Consider the following 23832-nt stretch of genomic DNA (forward strand, 5'->3'; position numbering starts at 1 on the left):
ATCCGGATTAGAGAGAGTGATGAATACACAACAACTGGCGAAACTACGTACTATCGTGCCCGAGATGCGTCGCGTCCGGCACATTCACTTTGTCGGCATCGGTGGCGCCGGCATGGGTGGTATCGCCGAAGTGTTGGCAAACGAAGGGTATCAGATCAGCGGCTCCGACCTGGCGCCGAATCCGGTCACCCAACAGTTGAGCGCGCTCGGAGCGACGATTTATTTCAATCACCGTCCGGAAAACGTGCTGGATGCGAGCGTAGTGGTGGTGTCTACCGCCATCTCCGCCGACAACCCGGAGATCGTCGCCGCCCGTGAAGCGCGCATCCCGGTGATCCGCCGCGCAGAAATGCTGGCGGAGCTGATGCGTTTTCGCCACGGCATCGCTATCGCCGGCACGCACGGCAAAACCACCACCACGGCGATGGTTTCGAGCATTTACGCCGAAGCCCGCCTGGACCCGACCTTCGTCAACGGCGGGCTGGTGAAGGCGGCGGGCACCCACGCGCGACTGGGGTCCAGCCGTTATCTGATCGCGGAAGCGGATGAGAGCGATGCGTCGTTCCTACATCTGCAGCCGATGGTGGCCGTGGTCACCAACATCGAAGCCGACCATATGGACACTTACCAGGGCGACTTCGAGAACCTGAAGCAGACGTTTATCAATTTCTTGCACAACCTGCCGTTCTACGGCCGTGCGGTGATGTGCATCGACGATCCGGTCGTGCGCGAGCTGTTGCCGCGCGTGGGTCGCCACATTACCACCTACGGCTTCAGTGAAGATGCCGATGTGCGCATCGAAGACTACCGGCAGATTGGGCCGCAGGGGCACTTTACCCTGAGCCGTCAGGACAAACCGTTGCTGACGGTGACGCTGAACGCGCCGGGTCGCCACAATGCGTTGAACGCGGCGGCGGCGGTGGCGGTGGCAACCGAAGAAGGCATCGACGACGAAGATATCCTGCGCGCGCTGGCGGGCTTCCAGGGCACCGGGCGTCGCTTCGATTTCCTCGGCGAGTTCCCGCTGGAGCCGGTCAACGGCAAAGCGGGCAGCGCGATGCTGGTGGACGACTACGGCCACCATCCGACCGAGGTGGACGCCACGCTGAAAGCGGCGCGCGCCGGCTGGCCAGACAAGCGTTTGGTGATGATCTTCCAGCCGCACCGTTATACGCGCACCCGCGATCTGTACGACGATTTCGCCAACGTGCTGTCGCAGGTGGATGTGCTGCTGATGCTCGACGTGTACGCCGCTGGCGAAGCGCCGATCCCGGGCGCGGACAGCCGTTCGCTGTGCCGCACCATCCGCAGCCGCGGCAAGCTGGATCCGATCCTGGTTTCCGATGCCGATACCGTGCCGGAAACCCTGGCGCAGCTGCTGCAGGATGAAGACTTGGTGCTGGTGCAAGGCGCCGGCAACGTGGGCAAAATCGCCCGTAAACTGGCCGAGCTGAAGCTGCAGCCGCCGAAGAAAGAGGAGGAGCACCATGGCTGATAAAGTTGCAGTTCTGCTGGGCGGCACCTCCGCTGAACGTGAAGTCTCTCTGCAATCCGGTGCCGCGGTGCTGGCCGGGTTGCGCGAAGCCGGTATCGATGCGCACGGCGTCGATACCCGCGATTTCCCGGTGACCCAGCTGAAAGAGCAGGGGTTCACCAAAGTGTTTATCGCGCTGCATGGCCGCGGCGGCGAGGACGGCACCCTGCAGGGGCTGCTGGAGTTCCTCGAACTGCCTTATACCGGCAGCGGTGTGATGGCCTCGGCGCTGACCATGGACAAATGGCGCACCAAAATGGTGTGGCAGTCGATGGGTTTGCCGGTGGCGCCTTACGTGGCGCTGAATCGCCAGCTGTACCTCGGCGGCGAAAAAGCGGCGCTGCTGGCACGCGTGGCGGAGCTCGGCCTGCCGCTGATCGTCAAGCCGAGCCGTGAAGGTTCCAGCGTCGGCATGAGCAAGGTCACTGAAAGCGCCGCGTTGGAAGCCGCGTTGGAAGAGGCCTTCCGCCATGATGACGACGTATTGGTGGAGAAGTGGCTGAGCGGCCCGGAATATACCGTGGCGATGCTGGGCGACCAGGTTCTGCCGTCGATCCGCATCCAGCCGGCCGGCGTGTTTTACGACTACCAGGCCAAGTACATTTCGGACGACACGCAGTACTTCTGCCCGAGTGGTTTGAGCGCCGAGCAGGAAGCCGAGATGGCGGCGTTGGCGCTGCGCGCCTATCGCGGCCTGGACTGCAGCGGCTGGGGCCGCGTCGACGTGATGCAAGACAGCGATGGCAGCTTCTATCTGCTTGAGGTGAACACCTCTCCGGGCATGACCAGTCATAGCCTGGTGCCGATGGCGGCGCGCCAGTTTGGATTAAGCTTCTCGCAGTTGGTGGCGAGAATTTTGGAGTTGGCCGACTGATATGTCGCAAGCTGCCCTGAATGCGCGCGATCGCGAGGTGGATAACGGCCCGCGCCGCAGCAATGGAACCCAGTTGGCGGGAATGATTTTCCTGCTGATGGTGTTGGGAACGGTCGTGTGGAGCGGTTGGGCGGTGCTTGGCTGGATGAAAGACGCCAGTCGCCTGCCGCTCTCAAGGCTGGTGGTGACCGGCGAACGCCACTACACCACCAACGATGATATTCGTCAGGCGATCCTGGCGCTGGGCGCGCCCGGCACCTTTATGACGCAGGATGTGGACGTCATCCAGCAGCAGATCGAACGTCTGCCGTGGATCAAGCAGGCCAGCGTGCGCAAACAATGGCCGGATGAGCTGAAGATCCATCTGGTGGAGTACGTCCCGGTGGCGCGCTGGAACGATTTGCACATGGTGGACGCCGAAGGCAAAGCGTTCAGCGTGCCGGCGGAGCGGGCGGGCAAACAGAAGTTGCCGCTGCTCTACGGGCCGGAAGGGAGCGAGCAGGATGTGCTGGAAGGCTATCGGGCGATGAGCGCCACGTTGGCGGCCAGCAAATATACGCTGAAAATGGCGGCGATGACCGCGCGCCATTCCTGGCAGCTGGCGCTGGACAACGATGTCCGGCTTGAGCTGGGGCGCGATGACCGCAACGGGCGTTTGCAGCGGTTTATCGAGCTTTACCCGGTATTGCAGCAGCAGGGCCAGGCGGAGAGCAAGCGTGTCAGCTATGTCGATCTGCGCTACGAGTCCGGCGCTTCGGTAGGGTGGGCTCCGGTGTTGGTCGATCCGCAGGCGCTTGGCGGTCAGCAAAACAGTAATCAGCAACAGAATCAGGCACAGGCAAAACAACAATGATCAAGTCGACGGACAGAAAACTGGTAGTTGGACTGGAGATCGGTACTGCAAAAGTCTCCGCGTTGGTAGGGGAAGTTCTGCCCGATGGCATGGTCAACATTATCGGGGTGGGCAGCTGCCCGTCTCGCGGCATGGATAAGGGTGGCGTAAACGACCTGGAGTCGGTGGTGAAGTGCGTACAGCGCGCCATCGATCAGGCCGAGCTGATGGCGGACTGCCAGATCTCCTCGGTGTATCTGGCGCTGTCGGGCAAACACATCAGCTGCCAGAACGAAATCGGCATGGTGCCGATCTCGGAAGAGGAAGTGACGCAGGACGACGTGGAGAACGTGGTGCACACCGCCAAATCGGTGCGCGTGCGCGACGAACACCGCATTCTGCACGTGATTCCTCAGGAATACGCCATCGATTATCAGGAAGGCATCAAAAACCCGGTTGGGCTGTCCGGCGTGCGTATGCAGGCCAAGGTGCATCTGATTACCTGCCATAACGATATGGCGAAGAACATCGTCAAGGCCGTGGAACGTTGCGGCCTGAAAGTTGACCAACTTATTTTCGCCGGTCTGGCCGCGAGCTACGCGGTGCTGACTGAAGATGAACGCGAACTCGGCGTTTGCGTGGTGGATATCGGCGGCGGCACCATGGATATGGCGGTGTACACCGGCGGTGCGCTGCGCCACACCAAAGTGATCCCTTATGCCGGGAACGTGGTCACCAGCGATATCGCCTACGCCTTCGGCACGCCGCCGACCGACGCGGAAGCGATTAAAGTTCGACACGGCTGTGCGCTTGGGTCGATTGTTAGCAAGGATGAGAATGTAGAGGTGCCTAGCGTCGGGGGACGTCCTCCGCGCAGTCTGCAAAGACAGACGCTGGCTGAAGTCATTGAGCCACGCTACACCGAACTGTTGAATCTGGTTAACGATGAAATTTTGCAATTGCAGGAGCAACTGCGTCAGCAAGGGGTGAAGCATCATCTGGCAGCCGGTATCGTGCTGACCGGTGGCGCCGCCCAGATTGATGGCCTGGCAGCCTGTGCGCAACGGGTGTTCCACACCCAGGTACGCATCGGCCAACCCTTGAACATCACGGGTCTGACGGATTATGCGCAGGAGCCTTACTACTCGACAGCGGTAGGTCTGCTGCACTATGGAAAAGAGTCTCACCTGAGCGGTGAGACGGAAGTAGAAAAACGCGCCTCGGTGGGCAATTGGTTTAAACGCATCAATAGCTGGCTGAGAAAAGAGTTTTAATGTTTCAACAAAGAGATCATGCTGAGTAATCTTTTTATGATCTCGCAGCGACAGGCACAAAACGGAGAGAAACTATGTTTGAACCAATGGAACTAACCAATGACGCGGTGATTAAAGTCATCGGCGTCGGCGGCGGCGGTGGCAATGCCGTTGAACACATGGTGCGCGAGCGCATCGAAGGTGTTGAATTCTTCGCTGTGAACACGGACGCCCAGGCGCTCCGCAAAACGGCGGTTGGCCAAACCATCCAGATCGGTAGCGGTATTACCAAAGGTCTGGGTGCGGGCGCGAACCCGGAAGTGGGTCGCAATTCAGCGGAAGAAGACCGCGAAGCCCTGCGCGCAGCGCTGGACGGCGCAGACATGGTCTTCATCGCGGCCGGCATGGGCGGCGGTACCGGTACCGGTGCGGCACCAGTGGTGGCTGAAGTGGCTAAAGATTTGGGTATTCTGACCGTGGCCGTGGTGACCAAGCCTTTCAACTTCGAAGGCAAGAAGCGCATGGCATTCGCGGAGCAGGGTATCGCTGAGCTGTCCAAACACGTGGACTCGCTGATCACCATCCCGAACGATAAATTGCTGAAAGTTCTGGGTCGCGGCATCTCTCTGCTGGACGCATTCGGCGCGGCCAACGACGTGCTGAAAGGCGCGGTGCAGGGTATCGCCGAGCTGATCACCCGTCCGGGCCTGATGAACGTCGACTTCGCCGACGTGCGCACCGTGATGTCCGAAATGGGCTACGCGATGATGGGTTCCGGCGTGGCTTGCGGTGAAGACCGTGCCGAAGAAGCGGCCGAAATGGCGATCTCCAGCCCACTGCTGGAAGACATCGACCTGTCCGGCGCGCGCGGCGTGCTGGTCAACATCACCGCCGGCTTCGACCTGCGTCTGGATGAGTTCGAAACCGTGGGTAACACCATCCGTGCGTTCGCGTCCGACAACGCTACCGTGGTTATCGGTACCTCGCTGGATCCGGAAATGAACGACGAACTGCGCGTAACCGTGGTTGCAACCGGTATCGGTATGGACAAACGTCCTGAAATCACCCTGGTGACCAATAAGCAGGCCAGCCAGCCGGTGATGGATCACCGTTATCAGCAGCACGGCATGTCGCCTCTGCCGCAGGAAGTGAAACCTGCCGCCAAGGTGGTCAACGACCAAGCTGCGCAGCCGAATAAAGAGCCCGACTATCTTGATATTCCAGCCTTCCTGCGTAAACAGGCAGACTAAGAATATCCTGAGAATTTGGAATCTCCGCTCTTTGTGCTAAACTGTCCCGCCGGCCATGCTGTATGCTTGGCTGGTAGGATGGATAACATTGCGAGATAAAACGATGATCAAACAAAGGACATTAAAACGTATTGTTCAGGCGACTGGCGTCGGTTTGCATACCGGCAAGAAAGTCACGCTGACAATGCGCCCAGCGCCGGCTAATACCGGGGTCATCTATCGTCGCACTGACTTGAATCCACCGGTTGATTTTCCGGCTGATGCAAAATCCGTGCGTGATACCATGCTCTGTACTTGCCTGGTGAATGAGCATGACGTGCGTATTTCGACCGTTGAGCACCTCAACGCCGCGCTGGCTGGGTTGGGCATCGACAACATCGTCATCGAAGTCGACGCCGCTGAAATCCCAATCATGGACGGCAGCGCCAGTCCGTTCGTGTTCTTGCTGCTGGATGCCGGCATCGAAGAACTGAACTCGGCGAAGAAATTCCTGCGTCTGAAAGAGACCGTGCGTGTTGAAGATGGCGACAAATGGGCCGAGCTGTCCCCGCATAACGGGTTCCGCCTGGACTTCACCATCGACTTCAACCACCCGGCTATCGACGCCAGCTCTCAGCGCTATCGTCTCGATTTCTCGGCTGAGTCGTTCGTGCGTCAAATCAGCCGCGCGCGCACCTTCGGGTTTATGCGCGACATCGAATACCTGCAGTCCCGTGGCCTGGCCCTGGGCGGCAGCTTCGATTGCGCTATCGTGGTGGATGACTACCGCGTGCTGAACGAAGACGGCCTGCGTTTCGAAGACGAGTTCGTACGTCACAAAATGCTGGACGCCATCGGCGACCTATTCATGTGCGGCCACAACATCATTGGCGCGTTCACCGCGTTCAAGTCTGGCCACGCGCTGAACAACAAACTGCTGCAGGCCGTGCTGGCCAAGCAGGAAGCGTGGGAATACGTGACCTTCCAGGACGAAGCCGAAATGCCGCTGGCATTCAAGGCACCGTCCACCGTATTGGCGTAAGGTCTGAATTCCTCGCCTGCTGCGAATAACGGCAGGCGCATCCTCTGAGAGCCTGAGAATTCAGGCTCGTGATGCCGTCTGATGTTTTGCAGCTGTGTCGCTGATTACTTATCACGACTGGTTGTGTTGGTACCCTCTCCGGCCAATGCAGCCAGCCGTTCCAATATCTTGCGCAGTTTCTCCGGGCTACGGCTCGCCAATCCTCTCAGTTCTTCCGCACTTTCCAGACTCAAATGCCGCATCGGCACGGGTTTTTCCGGCGCTTTCTCTGCGTTTTGCACCTGGTGGCTGCCTTTCGCCATCAAGGCCGGATTAATCCTGATGTCGATCGACGACAATGATGGTAGAATTTGCGCTCGTAGTGCAGACAGCAAAGCGGGTTGTTCGTAGCGCAAGCGCATCATCCAACTGGCATTTGCCGTTTCGAGCACTAAAATACCCTGTCGGAAATTCGCGACGCGGCACCAGGGATGCAGGGGAGCAGGCAACAGGCCCTTCACTGCACGGTTAAGCTTGAGCAGCGCCACCGCGCGTTGCTGGACGTTATGCAGCGGCCCTTTGCTGCCGGCAGACGCGTCGTCGAACAGGACATCTAATAATTGTGGACGGCTATCGCGCATAATGGGCTCCGGCGGATTATAAACTCGTGATCGGTATTCTAAATCGTTGGCGACAATTTGGCAGACGTTATTTCTGGCCCCATCTCCTGTTAGGGATGGTTGCGGCCACGCTTGGCGCGTCTTCCAATTTGCCCGGCGCCCCCGATCAGGCCGCACTGCCGAATACGTCGTCCAGCCTTAACCGGCAAAATTCAGCCAACGGCACCTTCAACAGCCTGGCCCTGCTGCAGGACGCGCACCGTCGCCCTACCTTCAGCGTAGATTACTGGCAGCAACATGCGCTGCGCACCGTCATTCGTCACCTCTCTTTCGCGCTGGCGCCGCAGGCGGTTTATGCGCGGGTGCAGGAGAGCGAAGCCGAAGCCGAACCGCCTTTGCAGGTAGCGCAACTGGCGCTGCTTTCTACCCTCAACGCGCTGCTGACGCACGAGCCGAAGCCGCCGACCATCATTCGCCATACCCACCTTGAGGTGCTGCCAACGCTAGCACGGCACCAGACCGGCCTGTGGGTGGCGCAGGTACAGGGCATTCGCGCCGGGCCTGCCGCGCTCGTCTGACTCCGCCCTCAGGGCACAAAAACCATAAATAATAGCAAGTTGACTGCCGTATTCGGCCGTCATGACAGAGATATCAAACATCATGTTAGTGAAATTATTAACCAAAGTTTTTGGCAGCCGTAACGATCGTACCCTGCGCCGCATGCGCAAAGTGGTTGAGCAGATCAACCGCATGGAACCGGACATGGAAAAACTGTCCGATGACGAACTGAAAGCGAAAACCAACGAGTTCCGTGCGCGCCTGGAGAAAGGTGAGTCGCTGGAAAGCCTGATCCCGGAAGCCTTCGCCGTAGTGCGTGAGGCGAGCAAGCGCGTGTTCGGCATGCGTCACTTCGACGTGCAGCTGCTGGGCGGCATGGTGCTGAACGACCGCTGCATCGCCGAGATGCGCACCGGTGAAGGTAAAACCCTGACCGCGACGCTGCCGGCCTACCTGAACGCCCTGAGCGGTCGCGGCGTGCACGTCGTGACCGTCAACGACTATCTGGCGCAGCGTGACGCCGAAAACAACCGTCCGCTGTTCGAGTTCCTCGGGCTGAGCATCGGCATCAACCTGCCGGGCATGCCGGCGCCGGCCAAGCGTGAAGCTTACGCCGCTGACATCACCTACGGCACCAACAACGAATACGGTTTCGACTACCTGCGCGACAACATGGCGTTCAGCCCGGAAGAGCGCGTGCAGCGCAAACTGCACTATGCGCTGGTGGATGAGGTGGACTCCATCCTGATCGATGAAGCGCGTACGCCGCTGATCATCTCCGGCCCGGCCGAAGACAGCTCCGAGATGTACATCAAGGTCAACAAGCTGATCCCTAAACTGATTCGCCAGGAAAAAGAAGACTCCGACACCTTCAAGGGTGAAGGGCACTTCTCGGTGGATGAGAAGGCGCGTCAGGTCCACCTGACCGAACGCGGCCTGATCCTGATCGAAGAGATGCTGGTAGAAGCCGGCATCATGGATGAGGGCGAATCGCTGTACTCGCCGACCAACATCATGCTGATGCACCACGTTACCGCCGCGCTGCGCGCCCACGTGCTGTTTACCCGCGACGTGGACTACATCGTGAAAGACGGCGAAGTGATCATCGTCGATGAGCACACCGGCCGTACCATGCAGGGCCGCCGCTGGTCCGACGGTTTGCACCAGGCGGTGGAAGCCAAAGAAGGCGTGGAGATCCAGAACGAGAACCAGACGCTGGCTTCGATTACCTTCCAGAACTACTTCCGTCTGTACGAGAAGCTGGCCGGGATGACCGGTACCGCCGATACCGAAGCCTTCGAATTTAGCTCGATCTACAAGCTGGATACCATCGTGGTGCCAACCAACCGTCCGATGATCCGTAAGGATATGCCGGATCTGGTGTACATGACCGAGAAAGAGAAGATCGGCGCCATCATCGAAGACATCCGCGAGCGTACCGCCAAAGGCCAGCCGGTGCTGGTGGGTACCATCTCAATCGAGAAATCCGAAGTGGTTTCCCATGAGCTGACCAAAGCGGGTATCGAGCACAAGGTGCTGAACGCCAAATTCCACGCCATGGAAGCGGACATCGTCGCCCAGGCCGGCCAGAGCGGTGCGGTAACCATCGCCACCAACATGGCGGGCCGTGGTACCGACATCGTGCTGGGCGGCAGCTGGCAGGCCGAAGTGGCGCTGTTGGAAGAGCCGACCGAAGAGCAAATTGAAGCCATCAAAGCGGCCTGGAAAGTGCGCCACGACGCGGTGCTGGCGGCGGGCGGCCTGCATATCATCGGCACCGAGCGCCATGAATCGCGCCGTATCGATAACCAGCTGCGCGGCCGTTCCGGTCGTCAGGGCGACGCCGGTTCATCCCGCTTCTACCTGTCGATGGAAGATGCCCTGATGCGTATCTTCGCCTCGGATCGCGTGTCCGGCATGATGCGTAAACTGGGTATGAAAGAAGGCGAGGCGATTGAGCACCCGTGGGTGACCAAGGCGATTGCCAACGCTCAGCGCAAGGTGGAGAGCCGCAACTTCGACATCCGTAAGCAACTGCTGGAATACGACGACGTCGCCAACGATCAGCGCCGCGCCATCTACAGCCAGCGTAACGAATTGCTGGACGTGTCCGACGTGAGCGAAACCATCGCCAGCATCCGTGAGGACGTGTTCAAGAGCACCATCGACAACTACATCACGCCGCAGTCGCTGGAAGAAGAGTGGGATATTCAGGGGCTGGAAGAGCGCCTGAAGAACGACTTCGATCTGGAGATGCCGATCGCACAATGGCTGGACAAAGAGCCGGAGCTGCACGAAGAGACGCTGCGCGAACGTATTCTGGAGAACGCCAAAGACCAGTACCTGCGTAAGGAAGATGTGGTCGGCAGCGAAATGATGCGCAATTTCGAGAAGGGCGTGATGCTGCAGACGCTGGATTCCCTGTGGAAAGAGCACCTGGCGGCGATGGACTACCTGCGTCAGGGTATCCACCTGCGCGGCTATGCGCAGAAGGATCCTAAGCAGGAGTACAAGCGCGAATCCTTCAACATGTTCGCCACCATGCTGGAATCGCTGAAATATGAAGTGATCAGCGTGCTGAGCAAGGTGCAGGTGCGGATGCCGGAAGAGGTGGAAGCGCTGGAACAGCAGCGCCGTGAAGAGGCCGAGCGCCTGGCGCAGCACCAACAGCTGAGCCATCACGACGAGAACGCGCTGGTGACTGAAGATCCGAACGCGCCGGCCACCGCCGAGCGTAAAGTGGGCCGCAACGATCCTTGCCCATGCGGCTCCGGCAAGAAATACAAGCAGTGTCACGGCCGCCTGCAGTAATGCCGGCCGCGGTTAACCGATAACACCCAGGGGTTCAGCTTGCTGAGCCCCTGTTTTTTGGCACCCATCAGGAGGGTGAGATGAAACATCTGAATATCGCCGTGGGCATCATCCGCAATGCTCAACGGGAGATCTTTATTACCCGCCGCGCCGCCGACGCGCACATGGCCGGATTCTGGGAGTTTCCCGGCGGCAAGATCGAACAGGGTGAAACGCCGGAACAGGCGCTAAGTCGCGAGCTGCGGGAAGAGACCGGTATCGAAGCCGAACGTGCCGAACTGTTGGAGGTGGTGGAACATCGCTTCAGCGATCGCATCGTGACGCTGAATTTTTATCTGGTGGAAGCCTGGGCGGGCGAGCCGTTCGGCCGTGAGGGGCAACCGATGCGCTGGGTTAAACAGGCGGAGCTGCGTGAAGACGAGTTCCCGGAAGCCAACGCCGGCATTATTCAGCTGCTGGTGGCGCAGGCGAACGCCGCGCAATAACAAGGTTGGCCTGGCGGGCGCCAGGCCAATTGCGGACGATCAACGATCGTCCATTTCACTCCAGTCTTCGCTTTCCGACAGATCGCTGTTGCTCGGAATACGCTTCTCTTCATCGGCCCACTCGCCGAGATCGATCAGCTGGCAGCGCTTGCTGCAAAACGGCCGGAAGGGGCTAACTTCACCCCAAACCACGCCGGTGCCACAGGTTGGGCATTTTACTACGGTCGTCATAACGGTTCCTTACGCCTTCTATCAGTGCTGAGAAGGCTTTCTTGCACAAGTTCAACAACAGGCCAGTTCGAACGTCAGGCGTTCAGGCACCACGCCATTTTCGCTATCCAGCGGCAGGAAACGAATGGCATAGCGGGTCTTGTGGCCGGAAATCTGCGGATAAAGCTGCGGTGCCAGATGGAGGCGCAGGCGCAGCAGATCCGCCCCTTCGGCGTTGTCCTGGAAAAAGCCGTTCAGGCTGATCTGATTGCGGAACGGCCCGGATTGGCGGATCAGATCCAACACCATGATCAGCGCCTGGTTCAGCGGATCCAGCGACTGCAGCCAGGTGGCGACGTCGGCATCGCGATCCTGCTGCGGCGCGTGCATCCACATGTGCAGGGTCGGCAGATCGAAGCTGCAGCAGCCGCCGGGAATATTCAGCCGCTGGCGCACCAGGCCGATCAGCCGATCTTCGCGCAGCGCCTGGCCGAGGCGCGGCGCCGCCATCAGCGCCGATGAGCGCGACTTCAACTGGCCGCGCAGCTGGTCGATCAGCGCCATATCCACGCCCGGCACATCGGCCCAGGCCAACAGTTTCTGCTGCTGGCGCTCCAGCTCTTTGAGGAGTTCGGTGCGCACTTCGCCGCGCTCCAGCACGTCCAGCAAGTCGGAGACGGTGCGAAAGAAGGTGAGGGCGATGGCGGTTTCACTCAGGGCGCGTTGGCCGTGCAGCTGTTGCAGCAGAAATTCGATGCGTAGCCAGGTACGCATTTTTTCGTTCAGCGGGTGTTCAAAGAGAACGGTTGGGGAAACATCACTCATGCAGTTTAATCCTGTTGGGGCGCTGTTGCCGCCAGTTCAAGGTAGCGACGATGCAGTGCGGCGACCTGTGGCTCTATCCCCTGAGCGGCGCCGCTGTTGTCAATAATGTCATCCGCCACGGCGAGGCGCTGCCGGCGCGTGGCCTGGGCGGCGAGAATGCTCTGCGCTTGCTCACGGCTGACGCCGTCGCGCGCGATGGTGCGAGCCAGCTGAGTTTCGGCGTCGACGTCGATCACCAGCACCCGATCGGCGCGATCCTGCAGACTGTTTTCCACCAGCAGCGGCACCACCCACAGCGCGTACGGGCTGGTGGCCTGCGCCAGTTGGCGCTGGGTTTCACGGTGTATCAGCGGATGCAGCAGCTGGTTCAGCCAGGTTTTGTCATCGGGATGGCTAAAGATGCGCTGACGCAGCGCAGCGCGGTTCAATGCGCCGTCCGGCAGCAACATTTCATTACCAAATCGCTCGGCGATCGCGGCCAAAGCAGGGGTACCCTGCTCGACGACCTGACGGGCGATCACGTCGGCATCGACGAGGGTTGCGCCGTGGCGCGCAAAGGCGTTCGCGATGGTCGTCTTGCCGCTGCCTATGCCCCCGGTCAACGCAACAATGTAGGCCATGGTGTTAGGTGCATCCGATGTTCATAAAAAAATAATAGTCGAATCATAAAGCGATCGCGCAGAAGTGCAAGTCGGCAGGCGGCGCTTGCGCGTCGGCACCGATCGGACGGCGAGAAAAAGCGCAGCGGCACGGCAAAAATGAGCGGGCAATCACACTGCGGTTATGCAGGTAAATTTGTCGGATTGTAGCGTAAATAAAGGCGAATTCGCAGTCTTGTTCGGCAATTATTAGCGCGTATTATAACGTCACTGGAACTGGCATTAATCTCGCCGCCGTCTTTTTGCGCCACTGGAAAGTCGTCGGGCAGAGGTTCGAATATCCTCCTTGCGATCCGTCGCCATTAACCAGGAAATCATAAGTCATGCGTATTGAAGAAGATTTGAAGTTGGGCTTTAAAGACGTGTTGATCCGCCCTAAGCGCTCCACGCTGAAAAGCCGCTCCGAGGTTGAACTGGAACGTCAGTTTACCTTCAAGCATTCAGGTTGCAGCTGGTCCGGCGTGCCGATTATCGCCGCCAACATGGACACGGTGGGCACCTTCCGCATGGCCGAGGCCCTGGCTTCTTTCGACGTTCTCACCGCCGTACACAAACATTACAGCGTCGAGCAATGGGCTGACTTCGTGCAGCGCATGCCGGAATCGGTGCTGCGCCACGTCATGGTGTCCACCGGTACTTCCGAAGCCGACTTCGCCAAAATGCAGCAGATCCTGGCCCTGTCTCCGGCGCTCAAATTCATCTGCATCGACGTGGCCAACGGCTACTCTGAACATTTCGTCGCCTTCCTGCAGAAAGCGCGCGAAGCCTGTCCGAATCACGTGATCTGCGCCGGCAACGTAGTGACCGGCGAGATGGTGGAGGAGCTTATCCTCTCCGGCGCCGACATCGTTAAGGTCGGCATCGGCCCGGGTTCAGTCTGTACCACCCGCGTGAAGACCGGCGTGGGCTACCCGCAGCTGTCGGCGGTGATCGAATGCGCCGATGCGGCCCACGGGCTGGGCGGCCAAATCGTCAGCGACGGCGGCTGCTCGGTGCCGGGCGACGTTGCCAAAGCCTTCGGCGGCGGTGCTGACTTCGTGATGCTGGGCGGCATGCTGGCCGGCCACGACGAGTGCGAAGGCACCGTGGTGGAAGAGAACGGCGAGAAGTTCATGCTGTTCTACGGTATGAGCTCCGAGTCGGCGATGAAACGCCACGTCGGCGGCGTGGCGGAGTATCGTGCGGCCGAAGGCAAAACCGTCAAGCTGCCGCTGCGTGGCGAGGTGGAGTTTACCGTGCGCGATATCCTCGGCGGCCTGCGCTCCGCCTGCACCTACGTCGGTGCTGAGCGCCTGAAAGAGTTGACCAAGCGCACCACCTTTATCCGCGTGGCAGAGCAGGAAAACCGCGTCTTCGGCAGCAAATAAGCCGCACCTTGCATCGGGCGCAGCGCACAGCGGCGCCCGCTATCCTCTTCTTTATCCCAGCACGCTGCCCAGTTGAAAAATAGGCAGGTACATGGCGATCACCAAAGCACCGACAATCCCGCCCACCACCAGCATCAGCAGCGGCTCCAGCGTTTGCGCCAGCGTATCGGCCAGCTCGTGCGTCTGCCGTTCGTACCACTGCGCCAATTTATCCAGCAAGGCGTCCAGCGAACCGGATTCTTCGCCCACCCGCACCAGCTGCCGGCACAGCGGCGGAAACAGCGGTTGCAGGCCCAGGGCATGATGAAACGCCTCGCCGTCGGCGATCTGCCGCTGCACCTGCTCCAGCGCCTGTCGGTACAGCAGATGATCCGCCGCCAGCGCCGCCGCGTTCAACCCTTCCACCAGCGTCAGCCCCGCGCGTTGGGTCATGGTCAGAATACGAAAGGTTTGGCTCAGCGCGCCGCCGCTCACCAGCCGGGCGATCAGCGGCAGGCGCAGCAAGGCGGCCTGTTCACGTCGGCGCCATGGCGGGCGTGGATGCAGCCAGCGGCAATAGCCGAGCAGCAATGCGCCGAGCAGCAGCGCCAAATAGGGGCCAACGGCGATCAGCAGCGCGGACACCCTCAATAACCCTTGGGTAAACCAGGGCAGCGGCGCATCGAATGACTGATAAACCTTGGCGAATTCCGGCAGCACCATCACCAGCATCAGCACGCTGACCAGCAGCGCCACCGCACAGATGAAGAGGGGATACCGCAGCGCTTTGGTCACTTTGCGGCGCAGCATCAGCTGGGCTTCCTGTTGTTGTGCCAGCTGCAGGCAGCAGCGATCGAGGTTGCCGGTCAGTTCGCCGATGGCGATCAGTTGGCGATAGATAAGTGGAAAAACGCCTGGCTGCGCGGCAAGGGTTTCGGAGAGCGGCTGCCCTTCGCGCACCTGTTCTGCCAACTGGCGCAACAGGCAACGCCAGGCTGCCGAAGGGTGCTCTGCCGCCAGCAGCTGCAACGTATTGACCAGCGGCAACCCGGCCTGCAACAGGGTGGCGAGTTGGCGGGTGAAGTGGATTAAGGGTTCTCCGCGCCACTGGCCGGGCGTGATGCGTTTGCCGTGCCCAATCCGCCAAGGCTGCAGGCCTTGTTCGATCAGCAACCGGCTCACCTGCCGTTTTTCATCGCTCATCAGTTCGCCGCGGCGCAAGGCGCCCTGGGCGTCGAATGCCTGCCAAAGAAACAGCCGGCGCGCTTTCATGGCGCGGTTACGCCGAGTTGGACGACGTCGATCACGCGGTACAGTTCTTCCAGCGAGGTCGTGCCTTCGCTGGCCAGCGCCAGCCCGGCCTGCAGCAGCGAAAGCTGCCCCTGCTCGCGGGCGACATCCGCCAGCAGGCTGGGCGCGGCGTTCGCCAGCAACGCCGCCTGTATTTCCGGCGTAATGGCCAACAGCTCATACACGCCGATGCGCCCATAGTAGCCGCCGAAGCAATGCTCGCAGCCGTCGGCGCGCCAGGCGGTCAGCGGCTCCGGCCAGACCGAGGTAGGAAAATGCGTCGGCTGGCTGTGCGGGTAGCGGCAGTGGCGACACAGCCTGCGCACCAGCCGCTGTGCGATGACCAGCTTCAGGCAGCCGGCGAGCAGGTAGCCGGGGATACCCATGTGCATTAGCCGCGTCAGGGTTTCGCCGGTGGAGTTGGTATGCAGCGTCGACAGCACCAGGTGGCCGGTTTGCGCGGCCTTGACTGCGATCTCGGCGGTTTCCGCATCGCGGATCTCGCCGATCATGATGACATCCGGATCCTGGCGCAGCAGGGCGCGCAGCACCCGGGCGAAACTCAGCTCGGTTTTGGCGTTGATCTGGGTTTGATTGACGCCGAACAGCGGTATCTCGATCGGATCCTCGACGCTGCACAGGTTGCTTTGCGCATCGTTCAACTGTCGCAGACCGCTGTACAGCGTGACCGTCTTGCCGCTGCCGGTTGGGCCGGTCACCAGGATCAAACCTTGCGGGCAGGCCAGCGCCGTCGCGTAGCGCGCCAGATCCGCCCGGCCCATGCCCAGTTGATCCAGCGGCAGCTCCTGCTGCTCACCTTGCTGAACGCGCAGCACCACCTTTTCGCCGTGCAGCGTCGGCAGGGTGGCGATACGCATGGCATAGCGCGCGCTGTCCAGCGTCAGGCTGAGTTGCCCGTCCTGAGGCTGACGGCGCTCGGCGATATCCAACTGACCGAGGATCTTCAGCCGGGCGATGAGGCGCGCGGTCAGCTGCGGCGGCGGTGAGGCGAGGGTTTGCAGCACGCCGTCGATGCGCAGGCGAATGCGAAAATGCTGCCGAAAGGGCTCGAAGTGGATATCCGAGGCGCGGCGCTGGATGGCCAGACGCAGCGTCTGGTTGATGAACTGCACCACCGGCGCATCGCCGTCGTCGGGGTAGGCGATGTCGGCGGTGTCTTCTTCGGCTGCCAGCGGCGCCGGCAGCGATTCGTGGCGTTGGTTCAGCGCCTGCTCCAGCCTGGCCGCCGGCCAGTGTTCCAGATGGATGCGCTTGCCGGTGGCGAAACGCAGCGCCGCCAGCAGCCCCTGCGGCGCTTCTTCGTTGAGCGCGATCGTGAGAGTGGTCGGGTCTTCGTTCAGCGCCAACGCCTGATAGCGCCGGCACAGGGCGTGAACCTCTTCGCTGATTTGCGCGTTCATCGCCGTTACTCCGCCGCGTTGTCGAAGCGGAAGACTTCCTGGCACACCTCAACCAGCGTTGCGTTTTCGCTGCTGCACAGCCGGCTCCAGCGGGTCAGCCCATCGGCGTTCGCTTTGGGGGTTAATGCCACCGCCAGCCCCTGCAGCGTTTGGGTGCCGGTCAGCGTGATCACGCCTTTGGCGACTTTCACCCCACTGACGTAACGCGACGTGCCGTCGGTGGGAATGCCTTTGCTGCCGGCCTCACAGCCGGTGGGGGCGCCTTCGTCCAGCACGCACAGCTCGACCGCCAGTTTATACGGCGCCATGGTTTGCAGCATGTCGGTCATTGCCGCTTTCTGGATGTAGCGTTGGTAGGCAGGGATGCCGATGGCGCTGAGGATGGCGATGATGGCGATCACCACCATCAGTTCTATCAGGGTAAAGCCGCGTTGCGTTTCCATACGTTGTTTTCTCCATTGGGGTGTGGAAGACAACGGTAGCGGCTTGCTCGGGGGCTCGGCGAGGGGCTTTTGCGCGTTTCTCGGCGCGCTTCCATCAGTAATGATGTCGTTTGCAGCGGTGAAAAAAACGGTGAGAGGAGGTTCGCAATTTTACGGTAACGCCCCCGACAGCGGCCGGGGGCGAGGGGGATCATTTGAAGCGCATCGACAGATCGAGTGCAGTGATGTGCTTGGTCAGCGCACCGACCGAAATGTAATCCACGCCGGTCTCGGCAAAGGTGCGCAGCGTCTCGCTGGTGACGTTGCCGGACACCTCCAGCTGGGCGCGGCCCTGGGTTTGAGCGACCGCCTGACGCATCATCTCGACGCTGAAGTTGTCCAGCATGATGATATCGGCACCGGCATCCAGCGCCTGCTGCAGCTCATCGAGCGATTCGACTTCCACTTCCACCGGCACGTCGGCGTGCAGCCAGAAGGCTTTTTCCACCGCGTTCTTGATAGAGCCGGAGGCGATGATGTGGTTTTCCTTGATCAGGAAGGCGTCGGACAGCCCCAGCCGATGGTTGCTGCCGCCCCCGCACAGTACGGCGTATTTCAGCGCGGTGCGCAGGCCGGGCAGGGTCTTGCGGGTATCGAGCAGGCGAGTCCGGGTGCCTTCCAGCAGGGCCACGTAGCGGCTGACTTCGGTCGCCACGCCGGAGAGCGTCTGCACGAAGTTCAGCGCGGTGCGCTCGCCGGTCAGCATCACCCGCGCGGGGCCGCGCAGCCGGCAAAGCGGTTGGTTCGGCGTCAGACGGTCGCCGTCCGCCACCAGCCACTCCACCTGCACCTGGTTGCCCAATTGAATAAAGACCTCATTCAGCCAGCGGCGGCCACAGAATACGCCGGCTTCGCGGGTGATGACGGTGGCTTCGGCCTGCTTGTCCGCCGGTAACAATTGCGCGGTAATATCGCGCCCGGCGTCGACTTCACCCCCCAGGTCTTCGCGCAGCGCCTGGGCGACGGCATAGGGAATATCACTTTCAATTCGTTCAAGAAGCTCGGTGCGGCGACGGTCGGCACTGTAGCGGCGTGTCGGCATGGAAAACTCCGAAATGGACGGTTAGATCGTAGGGGAACATGCTACTCTGTTGCAGGAATAAGTACCACCGCAGAGAGGTGTCTGATGCAGTTGGAAAATGGCTGGATTGTCGGGGTGACGCGAGTGGTCTCGCCGCACTGCGATCGGCGTCCGGATGACGAGCCCCCCTCGCTGCTGGTCATCCACAACATCAGCCTGCCGCCCGGCGAATTCGGCGGCCCCTATATCGACCAGCTGTTCACCGGCACGCTCGATCCCGCGCAGCACCCCTATTTCGCCGAGATCCATCAGCTGCGGGTGTCTGCGCACTGTCTGATCCGCCGCGACGGGGAGATCGTGCAGTATGTGCCCTTCGACCAGCGCGCCTGGCACGCGGGCGTTTCCCTGTATCAGGGGCGCGATCGGTGCAACGATTTCTCCATCGGCATCGAGCTGGAAGGCACCGATCTGTTGCCTTACACCGAGGCGCAATACCGCACGCTGCAGGTTGTCACCGCGCTGCTGGCCGAACATTATCCGCCGCTGGTGGCCAATATCGCCGGGCATTGCGATATCGCCCCCGGCCGCAAGACCGATCCCGGGCCGGCGTTCGATTGGGATCGCTATCTGGCATCTCTGGAACAACGCGACGCGTCCGTCGACGCTATGCTTGAGGCAAGAAAAAGGGAGAGGAATCGCTAATGACGCTGTTTACGCTGTTGCTGGTTTTGGCCTGGGAGCGCCTGTTTAAGCTGGGAGAACACTGGCAGTTGGATCACCGTCTCGAAGTGGTGTTTCAGCGGCTGCATCGGGTTTCGCTAGCGCAGACGCTGGCGATGACTGCCGCCTGGATGGTGATCGTCTGGGGCGTTCTGTGGCTGTCTCACGGATTGTTCTTCGGCGTGGTGACGCTGCTGCTGTGGATCGTCATCGATCTGCTGTGCGTCGGCGCCGGCATCAAGCGCAAACACTACCGCGCCTACCTCAAAGCGGCGCGGCAGGGCGATACCCACGCCAGCGATCAGATGGCGGAAGAGCTGGCGTTGATCCACGGTTTGCCGGTGGACTGCAGCGAAGAGCTGCGCCTGCGCGAGCTGCAAAACGCGCTGCTGTGGATCAACTTCCGCTATTACCTGGCGCCGCTGTTCTGGTTCGTGGTCTTTGGGCCTTACGGGCCGATCGCGTTGGCGGGGTATGCCTTCCTGCGCGCCTATCAAACCTGGCTGGCGCGCCACAATACGCCGCTGGAGCGTTCGCAGTCGGGTATCGATCATCTGCTGAACTGGCTGGACTGGATCCCGGTGCGTTTGGCCGGGGTGGCCTACGCGCTGTTCGGCCACGGCGAGCGTGCGCTGCCGGCCTGGTTCGCCTCGCTGGGGGATCGGCATTCGTCGTCGTATCAGGTGTTGACGCGGCTGGCGCAGTTCTCGCTGGCGCGCGATCCGCATATGGATCCGGTGCAAACGCCGCGGGCGGCGGTGACGCTGGCTCGCAAGGTGACGATGATCATCGTGGTGGTAGTGGCGCTGTTGACCATTTACGGCACGCTGCTTTAAGCGTCAGCGAAAAACAAAACGGGCGCCGAGGCGCCCGTTTTTTTGGCCATCCGGCCGGGATTACAGCTTGGCGAAGCAGCGACGTGCGGCGTCGATGGTGCGCTGAATGTCTTCCTTGCTGTGCGCCACGGACATGAAGCCCGCTTCGAAGGCGGACGGCGCCAGATACACCCCTTCCTCCAGCATCAGGTGGAAGAAGCGTTTGAAGCGTTCCACATCGCACTGCATCACGTCCTGATAGCTGGTCACTGTCGGCGCGTCGGTGAAGAACAGGCCGAACATGCCGCCGACGTTGTTGACTACCAGCGGGATATTCTCTTCCTGCGCCGCATGCAGCAGGCCTGCGGCCAGCATTTCAGTCAGTTCGGTCAGCGTCTGGTGCACGCCTACCTGTGATACTTCGGTCAGGCAGGCATAGCCCGCCGCCATGGCGATCGGGTTGCCGGACAGGGTGCCCGCCTGGTAGACCGGGCCGGTCGGCGCCAGCGCGTCCATCACGTCGCGGCGGCCGCCGAAGGCGCCCACCGGCATGCCGCCGCCGATGATTTTGCCGAGGCAGGTCAGATCCGGCTCGACGCCGTAATAGGACTGTGCGCCGGCCAGCGCCACGCGGAAACCGGTCATCACTTCATCGATGATCAAGAGCGCGCCGTACTTGTCGCACAGGGCGCGCAGGCCCGGCAGGAATTCCGGCAGCGGCGGCACGCAGTTCATGTTGCCGGCAACCGGCTCGACGATGATACAGGCGATCTCGGACGGGTACTGCTCGAAGGCGGCCCGCACCGAATCCAGGTCGTTATAGGTGCAGGTCAGGGTGTGCTTGGCGAAGTCGGCCGGCACGCCCGGTGAGTTCGGCTGGCCGAGGGTCAGCGCACCGGAACCGGCTTTCACCAGCAGGCAGTCGGCGTGGCCGTGGTAGCAGCCTTCGAACTTGATGATTTTGTCGCGGTTGGTGTAGCCGCGCGCCAGACGGATGGCGCTCATGGTGGCTTCGGTGCCCGAGTTCACCATACGCACCATATCCATGGTAGGCACCAGTTCGGTGACCAGCTGCGCCATTTTGACTTCCATCTCGGTCGGCGCGCCGAAGCTCAGGCCGCGCTGCGCCGCTTCGATCACCGCGTCGCGGATCGCCGGGTGGTTGTGCCCCAGCACCATCGGCCCCCAGGAACCGACATAGTCGATATAGGCCTTGCCGTCGGCATCGAACAGGTAAGCCCCGTCAGCCCGCTCGATAAACAGCGGCACACCGCCTACGCCGGTGAATGCACGCACCGGAGAGTTCACCCCACCGGGGATCAACTGTTGCGCCTGGGCGTACAGACTTTCGGACTTGCTGTGTAGGCTCATAAATCGGCTCCTGGATTCTCTTTTGAATGATTTGACCGCGCTATTCTAGAGGAGAGCGCCGCGTTATGAAACGATCACAGTCAGATACCATTAACGGCAGCGCCCGCCACCGGGTTGGGGTAGAATAACCGCCTTGCCTATTTGTATTACAAATTACCTGACGAATTACTCGCGATGACGGAATCACAATCACAGCCAGTCGGGACGTTGAGCCCGCGTCTTAGCCGCAGCGATGCGGTGCGTCAGTTTATTCGCCGCGATAAGACCCCGGTGGCGATCCTGGTAATGGCCGCGCTGGTGGGGACGCTGGCCGGTTTGCTCGGCGTGGCCTTCGATAAGGCGGTGGAGTGGGTGCAGCAGCAGCGGCTGGCTTCGCTGGCGCAGGTCGCCGACTCCTGGATCCTGGTGTGGCCGCTGGCGTTTATCCTGTCCGCCGCGCTGGCGGCGCTGGGCTATTACCTGGTGCGGCGCTTTGCGCCTGAGGCGAGCGGCTCGGGCATTCCGGAGATCGAAGGCGCGCTGGAGGAGCTGCGGCCGGTGCGCTGGTGGCGCGTGATCCCGGTGAAATTCATCGGCGGCATGGGCACGCTGGGGGCGGGCATGGTGCTGGGGCGCGAAGGCCCCACGGTGCAAATGGGCGGCAACGTCGGGCGCATGGTATTGGACGTGCTGCGCATTCGCGGCGCCGAGGCGCGTCATACGCTGCTGGCGACCGGGGCCGCCGCCGGGTTGTCCGCCGCGTTCAACGCGCCGCTAGCCGGCATCTTGTTCATCATCGAAGAGATGCGGCCGCAGTTCCGCTACAACCTGATCTCGATTAAAGCGGTGTTTATCGGCGTGATCATGTCGAGCGTGGTATTCCAGCTGTTTAACGGCCAGGGTTCGGTGATCGCGGTCGACAAACTTTCTTCGGCGCCCATCAATACCCTGTGGCTCTATCTGGTGCTGGGGGCGATATTCGGTGCGGTGGGCGTGGGGTTCAACGCGCTGATTTTCCGCACTCAAGACATGTTTGCGCGCCTGCACGGCGGCAGAATGCGCAATATTTTGCTGATGGGCGGGCTGCTCGGCGGCGTGTGCGGCATTCTGGGGCTGATCCAGCCGGAGGCGGCGGGCGGCGGCTTTGGGTTGATCCCGATCGCCGCGGCGGGCAATTACAGCGTCGGCATGTTGATGTTCATCTTTATTACCCGCATCTTCACTACGCTGCTGTGCTTCGGCTCCGGCGCGCCGGGCGGCATCTTTGCGCCGATGCTGGCGCTGGGCACGCTGTTCGGCACCGCCTTTGGGCTGGCGGGGGCGCATCTGTTCCCGCAGTACGGCATCGAGGCGGGCACCTTCGCCATCGCCGGCATGGGGGCGCTGTTCGCCGCTACGGTGCGCGCCCCGCTGACCGGCATCGTGCTGGTACTGGAAATGACCGACAACTACCAACTCATTTTACCGATGATCATCACCTGCCTCGGCGCCACGGTGGTGGCGCAGCTGCTCGGCGGCAAGCCGCTGTATTCGTCGATCCTGGCCCGCACGCTGCAAAGGCAGGAGGCGCAGCTGGCGCGGGAAGCGGCGGAGAAAACAGGTAAGGAAAATACAACAAATGCGGTGAATACTTGAACGCAACACTCAGGTATCGGATAATCGTTAATATTAATCAGGCAGCCATAGTCGCGATCTGATGCTGAACAATGTTGGGAGTAAAGAGTATGAGTGATCAAACGGCACTGCCCCTGCAATTTACCGAGGCAGCAGCAAGCAAGGTTAAGTTCCTGATTGCTGACGAAGAAAATCCGAACCTGAAGTTGCGGGTTTACATTACCGGCGGCGGCTGCAGCGGATTCCAGTACGGCTTCACTTTTGACGACAAGGTCAACGATGGCGACATGACCATCGAGAAGCAGGGCGTGGCGCTGGTGGTCGATCCGATGAGCCTGCAGTATCTGGTCGGCGGCTCGGTGGACTACACCGAAGGGCTGGAAGGGTCGCGCTTCGTGGTGACCAACCCGAATGCCAAAACCACCTGCGGTTGCGGTTCGTCGTTCAGCATCTGAGTTTGCCTGTCAGAATAGCAACCCGCTCGCCTTACGGCCGGCGGGTTTTTTTATGCCTACCATTCCACGAGGATCACTTCTGCACCATTCTCCTGTGCCGGTGGGCTGTGGATGATGTTCGGCTGCGCCGTTGCGTGGCTGCATTCGGCCTGTGGGGCGGCGGCCTCGAGGCGCACGGCGCATTGCGGTTCAATGGTCAGGGTAACGCCGATCTGGCCGCTGACGGCATCGGCATACGCGGCGCCACTCAGCAGGGTGCCACAGCAGGCAAGCAGAATTTTTTTCATCATTGCGGGAATAGTCATCCGTAAGCCATCTTGTGATGACTTATCGGCAAAAAGTTAAAAAGTTTTAACAGCGCGGGAAAGGAATTAACCTGCGGATAACAGAATTTTACATCGTCACTA

24 protein-coding genes are annotated in these 23832 nt (G+C 60.9%); 14 read left to right on the plus strand and 10 right to left on the minus strand.

What is annotated here, in order from left to right; translation table 11 throughout:
* Positions 1-19: 19 nt before the first annotated feature.
* The 6 genes from murC to lpxC all read left to right on the plus strand — a co-directional run bounded on the left by murC (position 20) and on the right by lpxC (position 6764).
* Complete coding sequence (gene murC, locus ACJ8QI_RS16510) at positions 20-1495, plus strand: UDP-N-acetylmuramate--L-alanine ligase (protein ID WP_025301571.1); 1476 nt, start codon at positions 20-22, stop codon at positions 1493-1495.
* Positions 1488-2408, plus strand: coding sequence for a D-alanine--D-alanine ligase (locus ACJ8QI_RS16515; RefSeq protein ID WP_060422478.1), 921 nt, complete (start codon positions 1488-1490; stop codon positions 2406-2408). The genes murC and ACJ8QI_RS16515 overlap by 8 nt, the downstream gene beginning before the upstream one ends.
* A gap of 1 nt (position 2409) precedes the next feature.
* On the plus strand, positions 2410-3261 hold the full coding sequence (gene ftsQ, locus ACJ8QI_RS16520; protein WP_004932761.1) for a cell division protein FtsQ: 852 nt from the start codon (positions 2410-2412) through the stop codon (positions 3259-3261).
* Positions 3258-4514, plus strand: a complete 1257-nt coding sequence (gene ftsA, locus ACJ8QI_RS16525; protein ID WP_004932758.1) for a cell division protein FtsA — start codon at positions 3258-3260, stop codon at positions 4512-4514. The genes ftsQ and ftsA overlap by 4 nt, the downstream gene beginning before the upstream one ends.
* 74 nt (positions 4515-4588) lie before the next feature.
* The gene (gene ftsZ, locus ACJ8QI_RS16530; protein WP_004932757.1) at positions 4589-5743 is read left to right on the plus strand and encodes a cell division protein FtsZ; all 1155 of its coding nucleotides are present in this window, start codon (positions 4589-4591) and stop codon (positions 5741-5743) included.
* A 103-nt stretch (positions 5744-5846) separates the two neighbouring features.
* The gene (lpxC, locus tag ACJ8QI_RS16535; protein ID WP_004932754.1) at positions 5847-6764 is read left to right on the plus strand and encodes a UDP-3-O-acyl-N-acetylglucosamine deacetylase; all 918 of its coding nucleotides are present in this window, start codon (positions 5847-5849) and stop codon (positions 6762-6764) included.
* A 104-nt stretch (positions 6765-6868) separates the two neighbouring features.
* On the opposite strand, the gene ACJ8QI_RS16540 is transcribed toward lpxC, so the two are convergent.
* Positions 6869-7384 (minus strand): DUF721 domain-containing protein, encoded by a 516-nt coding sequence (locus ACJ8QI_RS16540; protein WP_033637110.1) that lies wholly within the window; start codon positions 7382-7384, stop codon positions 6869-6871.
* 26 nt (positions 7385-7410) lie between these two features.
* On the opposite strand from ACJ8QI_RS16540, the gene secM reads away from it, so the two are divergent.
* The 3 genes from secM to mutT all read left to right on the plus strand — a co-directional run bounded on the left by secM (position 7411) and on the right by mutT (position 11217).
* Complete coding sequence (secM, locus tag ACJ8QI_RS16545) at positions 7411-7941, plus strand: secA translation cis-regulator SecM (protein WP_038873490.1); 531 nt, start codon at positions 7411-7413, stop codon at positions 7939-7941.
* 82 nt (positions 7942-8023) lie between these two features.
* Positions 8024-10732 (plus strand): preprotein translocase subunit SecA, encoded by a 2709-nt coding sequence (gene secA / locus ACJ8QI_RS16550; protein WP_442532830.1) that lies wholly within the window; start codon positions 8024-8026, stop codon positions 10730-10732.
* An 80-nt stretch (positions 10733-10812) separates the two neighbouring features.
* Entirely contained in the window at positions 10813-11217 is a 405-nt protein-coding gene (mutT, locus tag ACJ8QI_RS16555; RefSeq protein WP_102985455.1) for an 8-oxo-dGTP diphosphatase MutT, read from the plus strand.
* Between the two features lie 39 nt (positions 11218-11256).
* Here the strand turns inward: mutT and yacG are convergent, their stop codons facing one another.
* From yacG to coaE, 3 genes are read right to left on the minus strand one after another with little or no spacing between them, the layout of a single operon-like run.
* A complete protein-coding gene (gene yacG / locus ACJ8QI_RS16560; RefSeq protein WP_004932737.1) occupies positions 11257-11448 on the minus strand; it encodes a DNA gyrase inhibitor YacG in 192 nt (63 codons plus the stop codon).
* Positions 11449-11499: 51 nt separating this feature from the next.
* Positions 11500-12252 carry a cell division protein ZapD gene (gene zapD, locus ACJ8QI_RS16565; protein ID WP_038873498.1) on the minus strand — a complete coding sequence of 251 codons (753 nt, stop codon included), beginning with the start codon at positions 12250-12252 and terminating at the stop codon, positions 11500-11502.
* Between the two features lie 5 nt (positions 12253-12257).
* Positions 12258-12872 carry a dephospho-CoA kinase gene (coaE, locus tag ACJ8QI_RS16570; RefSeq protein WP_442532831.1) on the minus strand — a complete coding sequence of 205 codons (615 nt, stop codon included), beginning with the start codon at positions 12870-12872 and terminating at the stop codon, positions 12258-12260.
* 362 nt (positions 12873-13234) lie between these two features.
* On the opposite strand from coaE, the gene ACJ8QI_RS16575 reads away from it, so the two are divergent.
* Positions 13235-14278: a GMP reductase gene (locus tag ACJ8QI_RS16575; protein ID WP_015376656.1), complete on the plus strand. Its 1044-nt coding sequence runs from the start codon at positions 13235-13237 to the stop codon at positions 14276-14278.
* Between the two features lie 51 nt (positions 14279-14329).
* Here the strand turns inward: ACJ8QI_RS16575 and hofC are convergent, their stop codons facing one another.
* The 4 genes from hofC to nadC all read right to left on the minus strand — a co-directional run bounded on the left by hofC (position 14330) and on the right by nadC (position 18492).
* A complete protein-coding gene (hofC, locus tag ACJ8QI_RS16580; RefSeq protein ID WP_336843640.1) occupies positions 14330-15529 on the minus strand; it encodes a protein transport protein HofC in 1200 nt (399 codons plus the stop codon).
* The gene (gene gspE, locus ACJ8QI_RS16585; protein ID WP_060422493.1) at positions 15526-16968 is read right to left on the minus strand and encodes a type II secretion system protein GspE; all 1443 of its coding nucleotides are present in this window, start codon (positions 16966-16968) and stop codon (positions 15526-15528) included. The genes hofC and gspE overlap by 4 nt, the downstream gene beginning before the upstream one ends.
* A 5-nt stretch (positions 16969-16973) precedes the next feature.
* On the minus strand, positions 16974-17411 hold the full coding sequence (gene ppdD, locus ACJ8QI_RS16590; RefSeq protein WP_060440768.1) for a prepilin peptidase-dependent pilin: 438 nt from the start codon (positions 17409-17411) through the stop codon (positions 16974-16976).
* A 190-nt stretch (positions 17412-17601) separates the two neighbouring features.
* On the minus strand, positions 17602-18492 hold the full coding sequence (nadC, locus tag ACJ8QI_RS16595; RefSeq protein WP_060422499.1) for a carboxylating nicotinate-nucleotide diphosphorylase: 891 nt from the start codon (positions 18490-18492) through the stop codon (positions 17602-17604).
* Between the two features lie 84 nt (positions 18493-18576).
* On the opposite strand from nadC, the gene ampD reads away from it, so the two are divergent.
* Together ampD and ampE are read left to right on the plus strand one after the other, a co-directional pair.
* The gene (ampD, locus tag ACJ8QI_RS16600) at positions 18577-19173 is read left to right on the plus strand and encodes a 1,6-anhydro-N-acetylmuramyl-L-alanine amidase AmpD (RefSeq protein WP_147839739.1); all 597 of its coding nucleotides are present in this window, start codon (positions 18577-18579) and stop codon (positions 19171-19173) included.
* Positions 19173-20027: a beta-lactamase regulator AmpE gene (ampE, locus tag ACJ8QI_RS16605; RefSeq protein ID WP_033631795.1), complete on the plus strand. Its 855-nt coding sequence runs from the start codon at positions 19173-19175 to the stop codon at positions 20025-20027. The genes ampD and ampE overlap by 1 nt, the downstream gene beginning before the upstream one ends.
* A gap of 60 nt (positions 20028-20087) precedes the next feature.
* On the opposite strand, the gene hemL is transcribed toward ampE, so the two are convergent.
* Positions 20088-21377 (minus strand): glutamate-1-semialdehyde 2,1-aminomutase, encoded by a 1290-nt coding sequence (gene hemL / locus ACJ8QI_RS16610; RefSeq protein WP_100396057.1) that lies wholly within the window; start codon positions 21375-21377, stop codon positions 20088-20090.
* A gap of 174 nt (positions 21378-21551) precedes the next feature.
* Between hemL and clcA the strand changes: the two genes are divergently transcribed.
* Positions 21552-22991: a H(+)/Cl(-) exchange transporter ClcA gene (gene clcA, locus ACJ8QI_RS16615; RefSeq protein WP_442532832.1), complete on the plus strand. Its 1440-nt coding sequence runs from the start codon at positions 21552-21554 to the stop codon at positions 22989-22991.
* An 89-nt stretch (positions 22992-23080) separates the two neighbouring features.
* A complete protein-coding gene (erpA, locus tag ACJ8QI_RS16620; protein ID WP_033649222.1) occupies positions 23081-23425 on the plus strand; it encodes an iron-sulfur cluster insertion protein ErpA in 345 nt (114 codons plus the stop codon).
* A gap of 56 nt (positions 23426-23481) precedes the next feature.
* Here erpA and ACJ8QI_RS16625 read toward each other — a convergent pair whose 3' ends face one another.
* Positions 23482-23730, minus strand: coding sequence for a hypothetical protein (locus ACJ8QI_RS16625; RefSeq protein ID WP_139159353.1), 249 nt, complete (start codon positions 23728-23730; stop codon positions 23482-23484).
* Positions 23731-23832: the final 102 nt, after the last annotated feature.

Source organism: Serratia sp. CY84636 (assembly GCF_052166245.1).
In the GTDB taxonomy this organism is placed as follows: domain Bacteria; phylum Pseudomonadota; class Gammaproteobacteria; order Enterobacterales; family Enterobacteriaceae; genus Serratia; species Serratia nevei.

Coding starts and splice junctions, on each gene's coding strand:
- ftsQ (WP_004932761.1), top strand. CDS start 2,410: ATGTCGCAAGCTGCCCTGAATGCGCGCGATCGCGAGGTGGATAACGGC.
- murC (WP_025301571.1), top strand. CDS start 20: ATGAATACACAACAACTGGCGAAACTACGTACTATCGTGCCCGAGATG.
- secA (WP_442532830.1), top strand. CDS start 8,024: ATGTTAGTGAAATTATTAACCAAAGTTTTTGGCAGCCGTAACGATCGT.
- hemL (WP_100396057.1), bottom strand. CDS start 21,377: ATGAGCCTACACAGCAAGTCCGAAAGTCTGTACGCCCAGGCGCAACAG.
- nadC (WP_060422499.1), bottom strand. CDS start 18,492: ATGCCGACACGCCGCTACAGTGCCGACCGTCGCCGCACCGAGCTTCTT.
- ACJ8QI_RS16515 (WP_060422478.1), top strand. CDS start 1,488: ATGGCTGATAAAGTTGCAGTTCTGCTGGGCGGCACCTCCGCTGAACGT.
- coaE (WP_442532831.1), bottom strand. CDS start 12,872: ATGGCCTACATTGTTGCGTTGACCGGGGGCATAGGCAGCGGCAAGACG.
- clcA (WP_442532832.1), top strand. CDS start 21,552: ATGACGGAATCACAATCACAGCCAGTCGGGACGTTGAGCCCGCGTCTT.
- ftsA (WP_004932758.1), top strand. CDS start 3,258: ATGATCAAGTCGACGGACAGAAAACTGGTAGTTGGACTGGAGATCGGT.
- ACJ8QI_RS16575 (WP_015376656.1), top strand. CDS start 13,235: ATGCGTATTGAAGAAGATTTGAAGTTGGGCTTTAAAGACGTGTTGATC.
- ACJ8QI_RS16625 (WP_139159353.1), bottom strand. CDS start 23,730: ATGACTATTCCCGCAATGATGAAAAAAATTCTGCTTGCCTGCTGTGGC.
- gspE (WP_060422493.1), bottom strand. CDS start 16,968: ATGAACGCGCAAATCAGCGAAGAGGTTCACGCCCTGTGCCGGCGCTAT.
- ppdD (WP_060440768.1), bottom strand. CDS start 17,411: ATGGAAACGCAACGCGGCTTTACCCTGATAGAACTGATGGTGGTGATC.
- ftsZ (WP_004932757.1), top strand. CDS start 4,589: ATGTTTGAACCAATGGAACTAACCAATGACGCGGTGATTAAAGTCATC.
- ampD (WP_147839739.1), top strand. CDS start 18,577: ATGCAGTTGGAAAATGGCTGGATTGTCGGGGTGACGCGAGTGGTCTCG.
- ampE (WP_033631795.1), top strand. CDS start 19,173: ATGACGCTGTTTACGCTGTTGCTGGTTTTGGCCTGGGAGCGCCTGTTT.
- erpA (WP_033649222.1), top strand. CDS start 23,081: ATGAGTGATCAAACGGCACTGCCCCTGCAATTTACCGAGGCAGCAGCA.
- yacG (WP_004932737.1), bottom strand. CDS start 11,448: ATGACGACCGTAGTAAAATGCCCAACCTGTGGCACCGGCGTGGTTTGG.
- mutT (WP_102985455.1), top strand. CDS start 10,813: ATGAAACATCTGAATATCGCCGTGGGCATCATCCGCAATGCTCAACGG.
- hofC (WP_336843640.1), bottom strand. CDS start 15,529: ATGAAAGCGCGCCGGCTGTTTCTTTGGCAGGCATTCGACGCCCAGGGC.
- lpxC (WP_004932754.1), top strand. CDS start 5,847: ATGATCAAACAAAGGACATTAAAACGTATTGTTCAGGCGACTGGCGTC.
- zapD (WP_038873498.1), bottom strand. CDS start 12,252: ATGAGTGATGTTTCCCCAACCGTTCTCTTTGAACACCCGCTGAACGAA.
- ACJ8QI_RS16540 (WP_033637110.1), bottom strand. CDS start 7,384: ATGCGCGATAGCCGTCCACAATTATTAGATGTCCTGTTCGACGACGCG.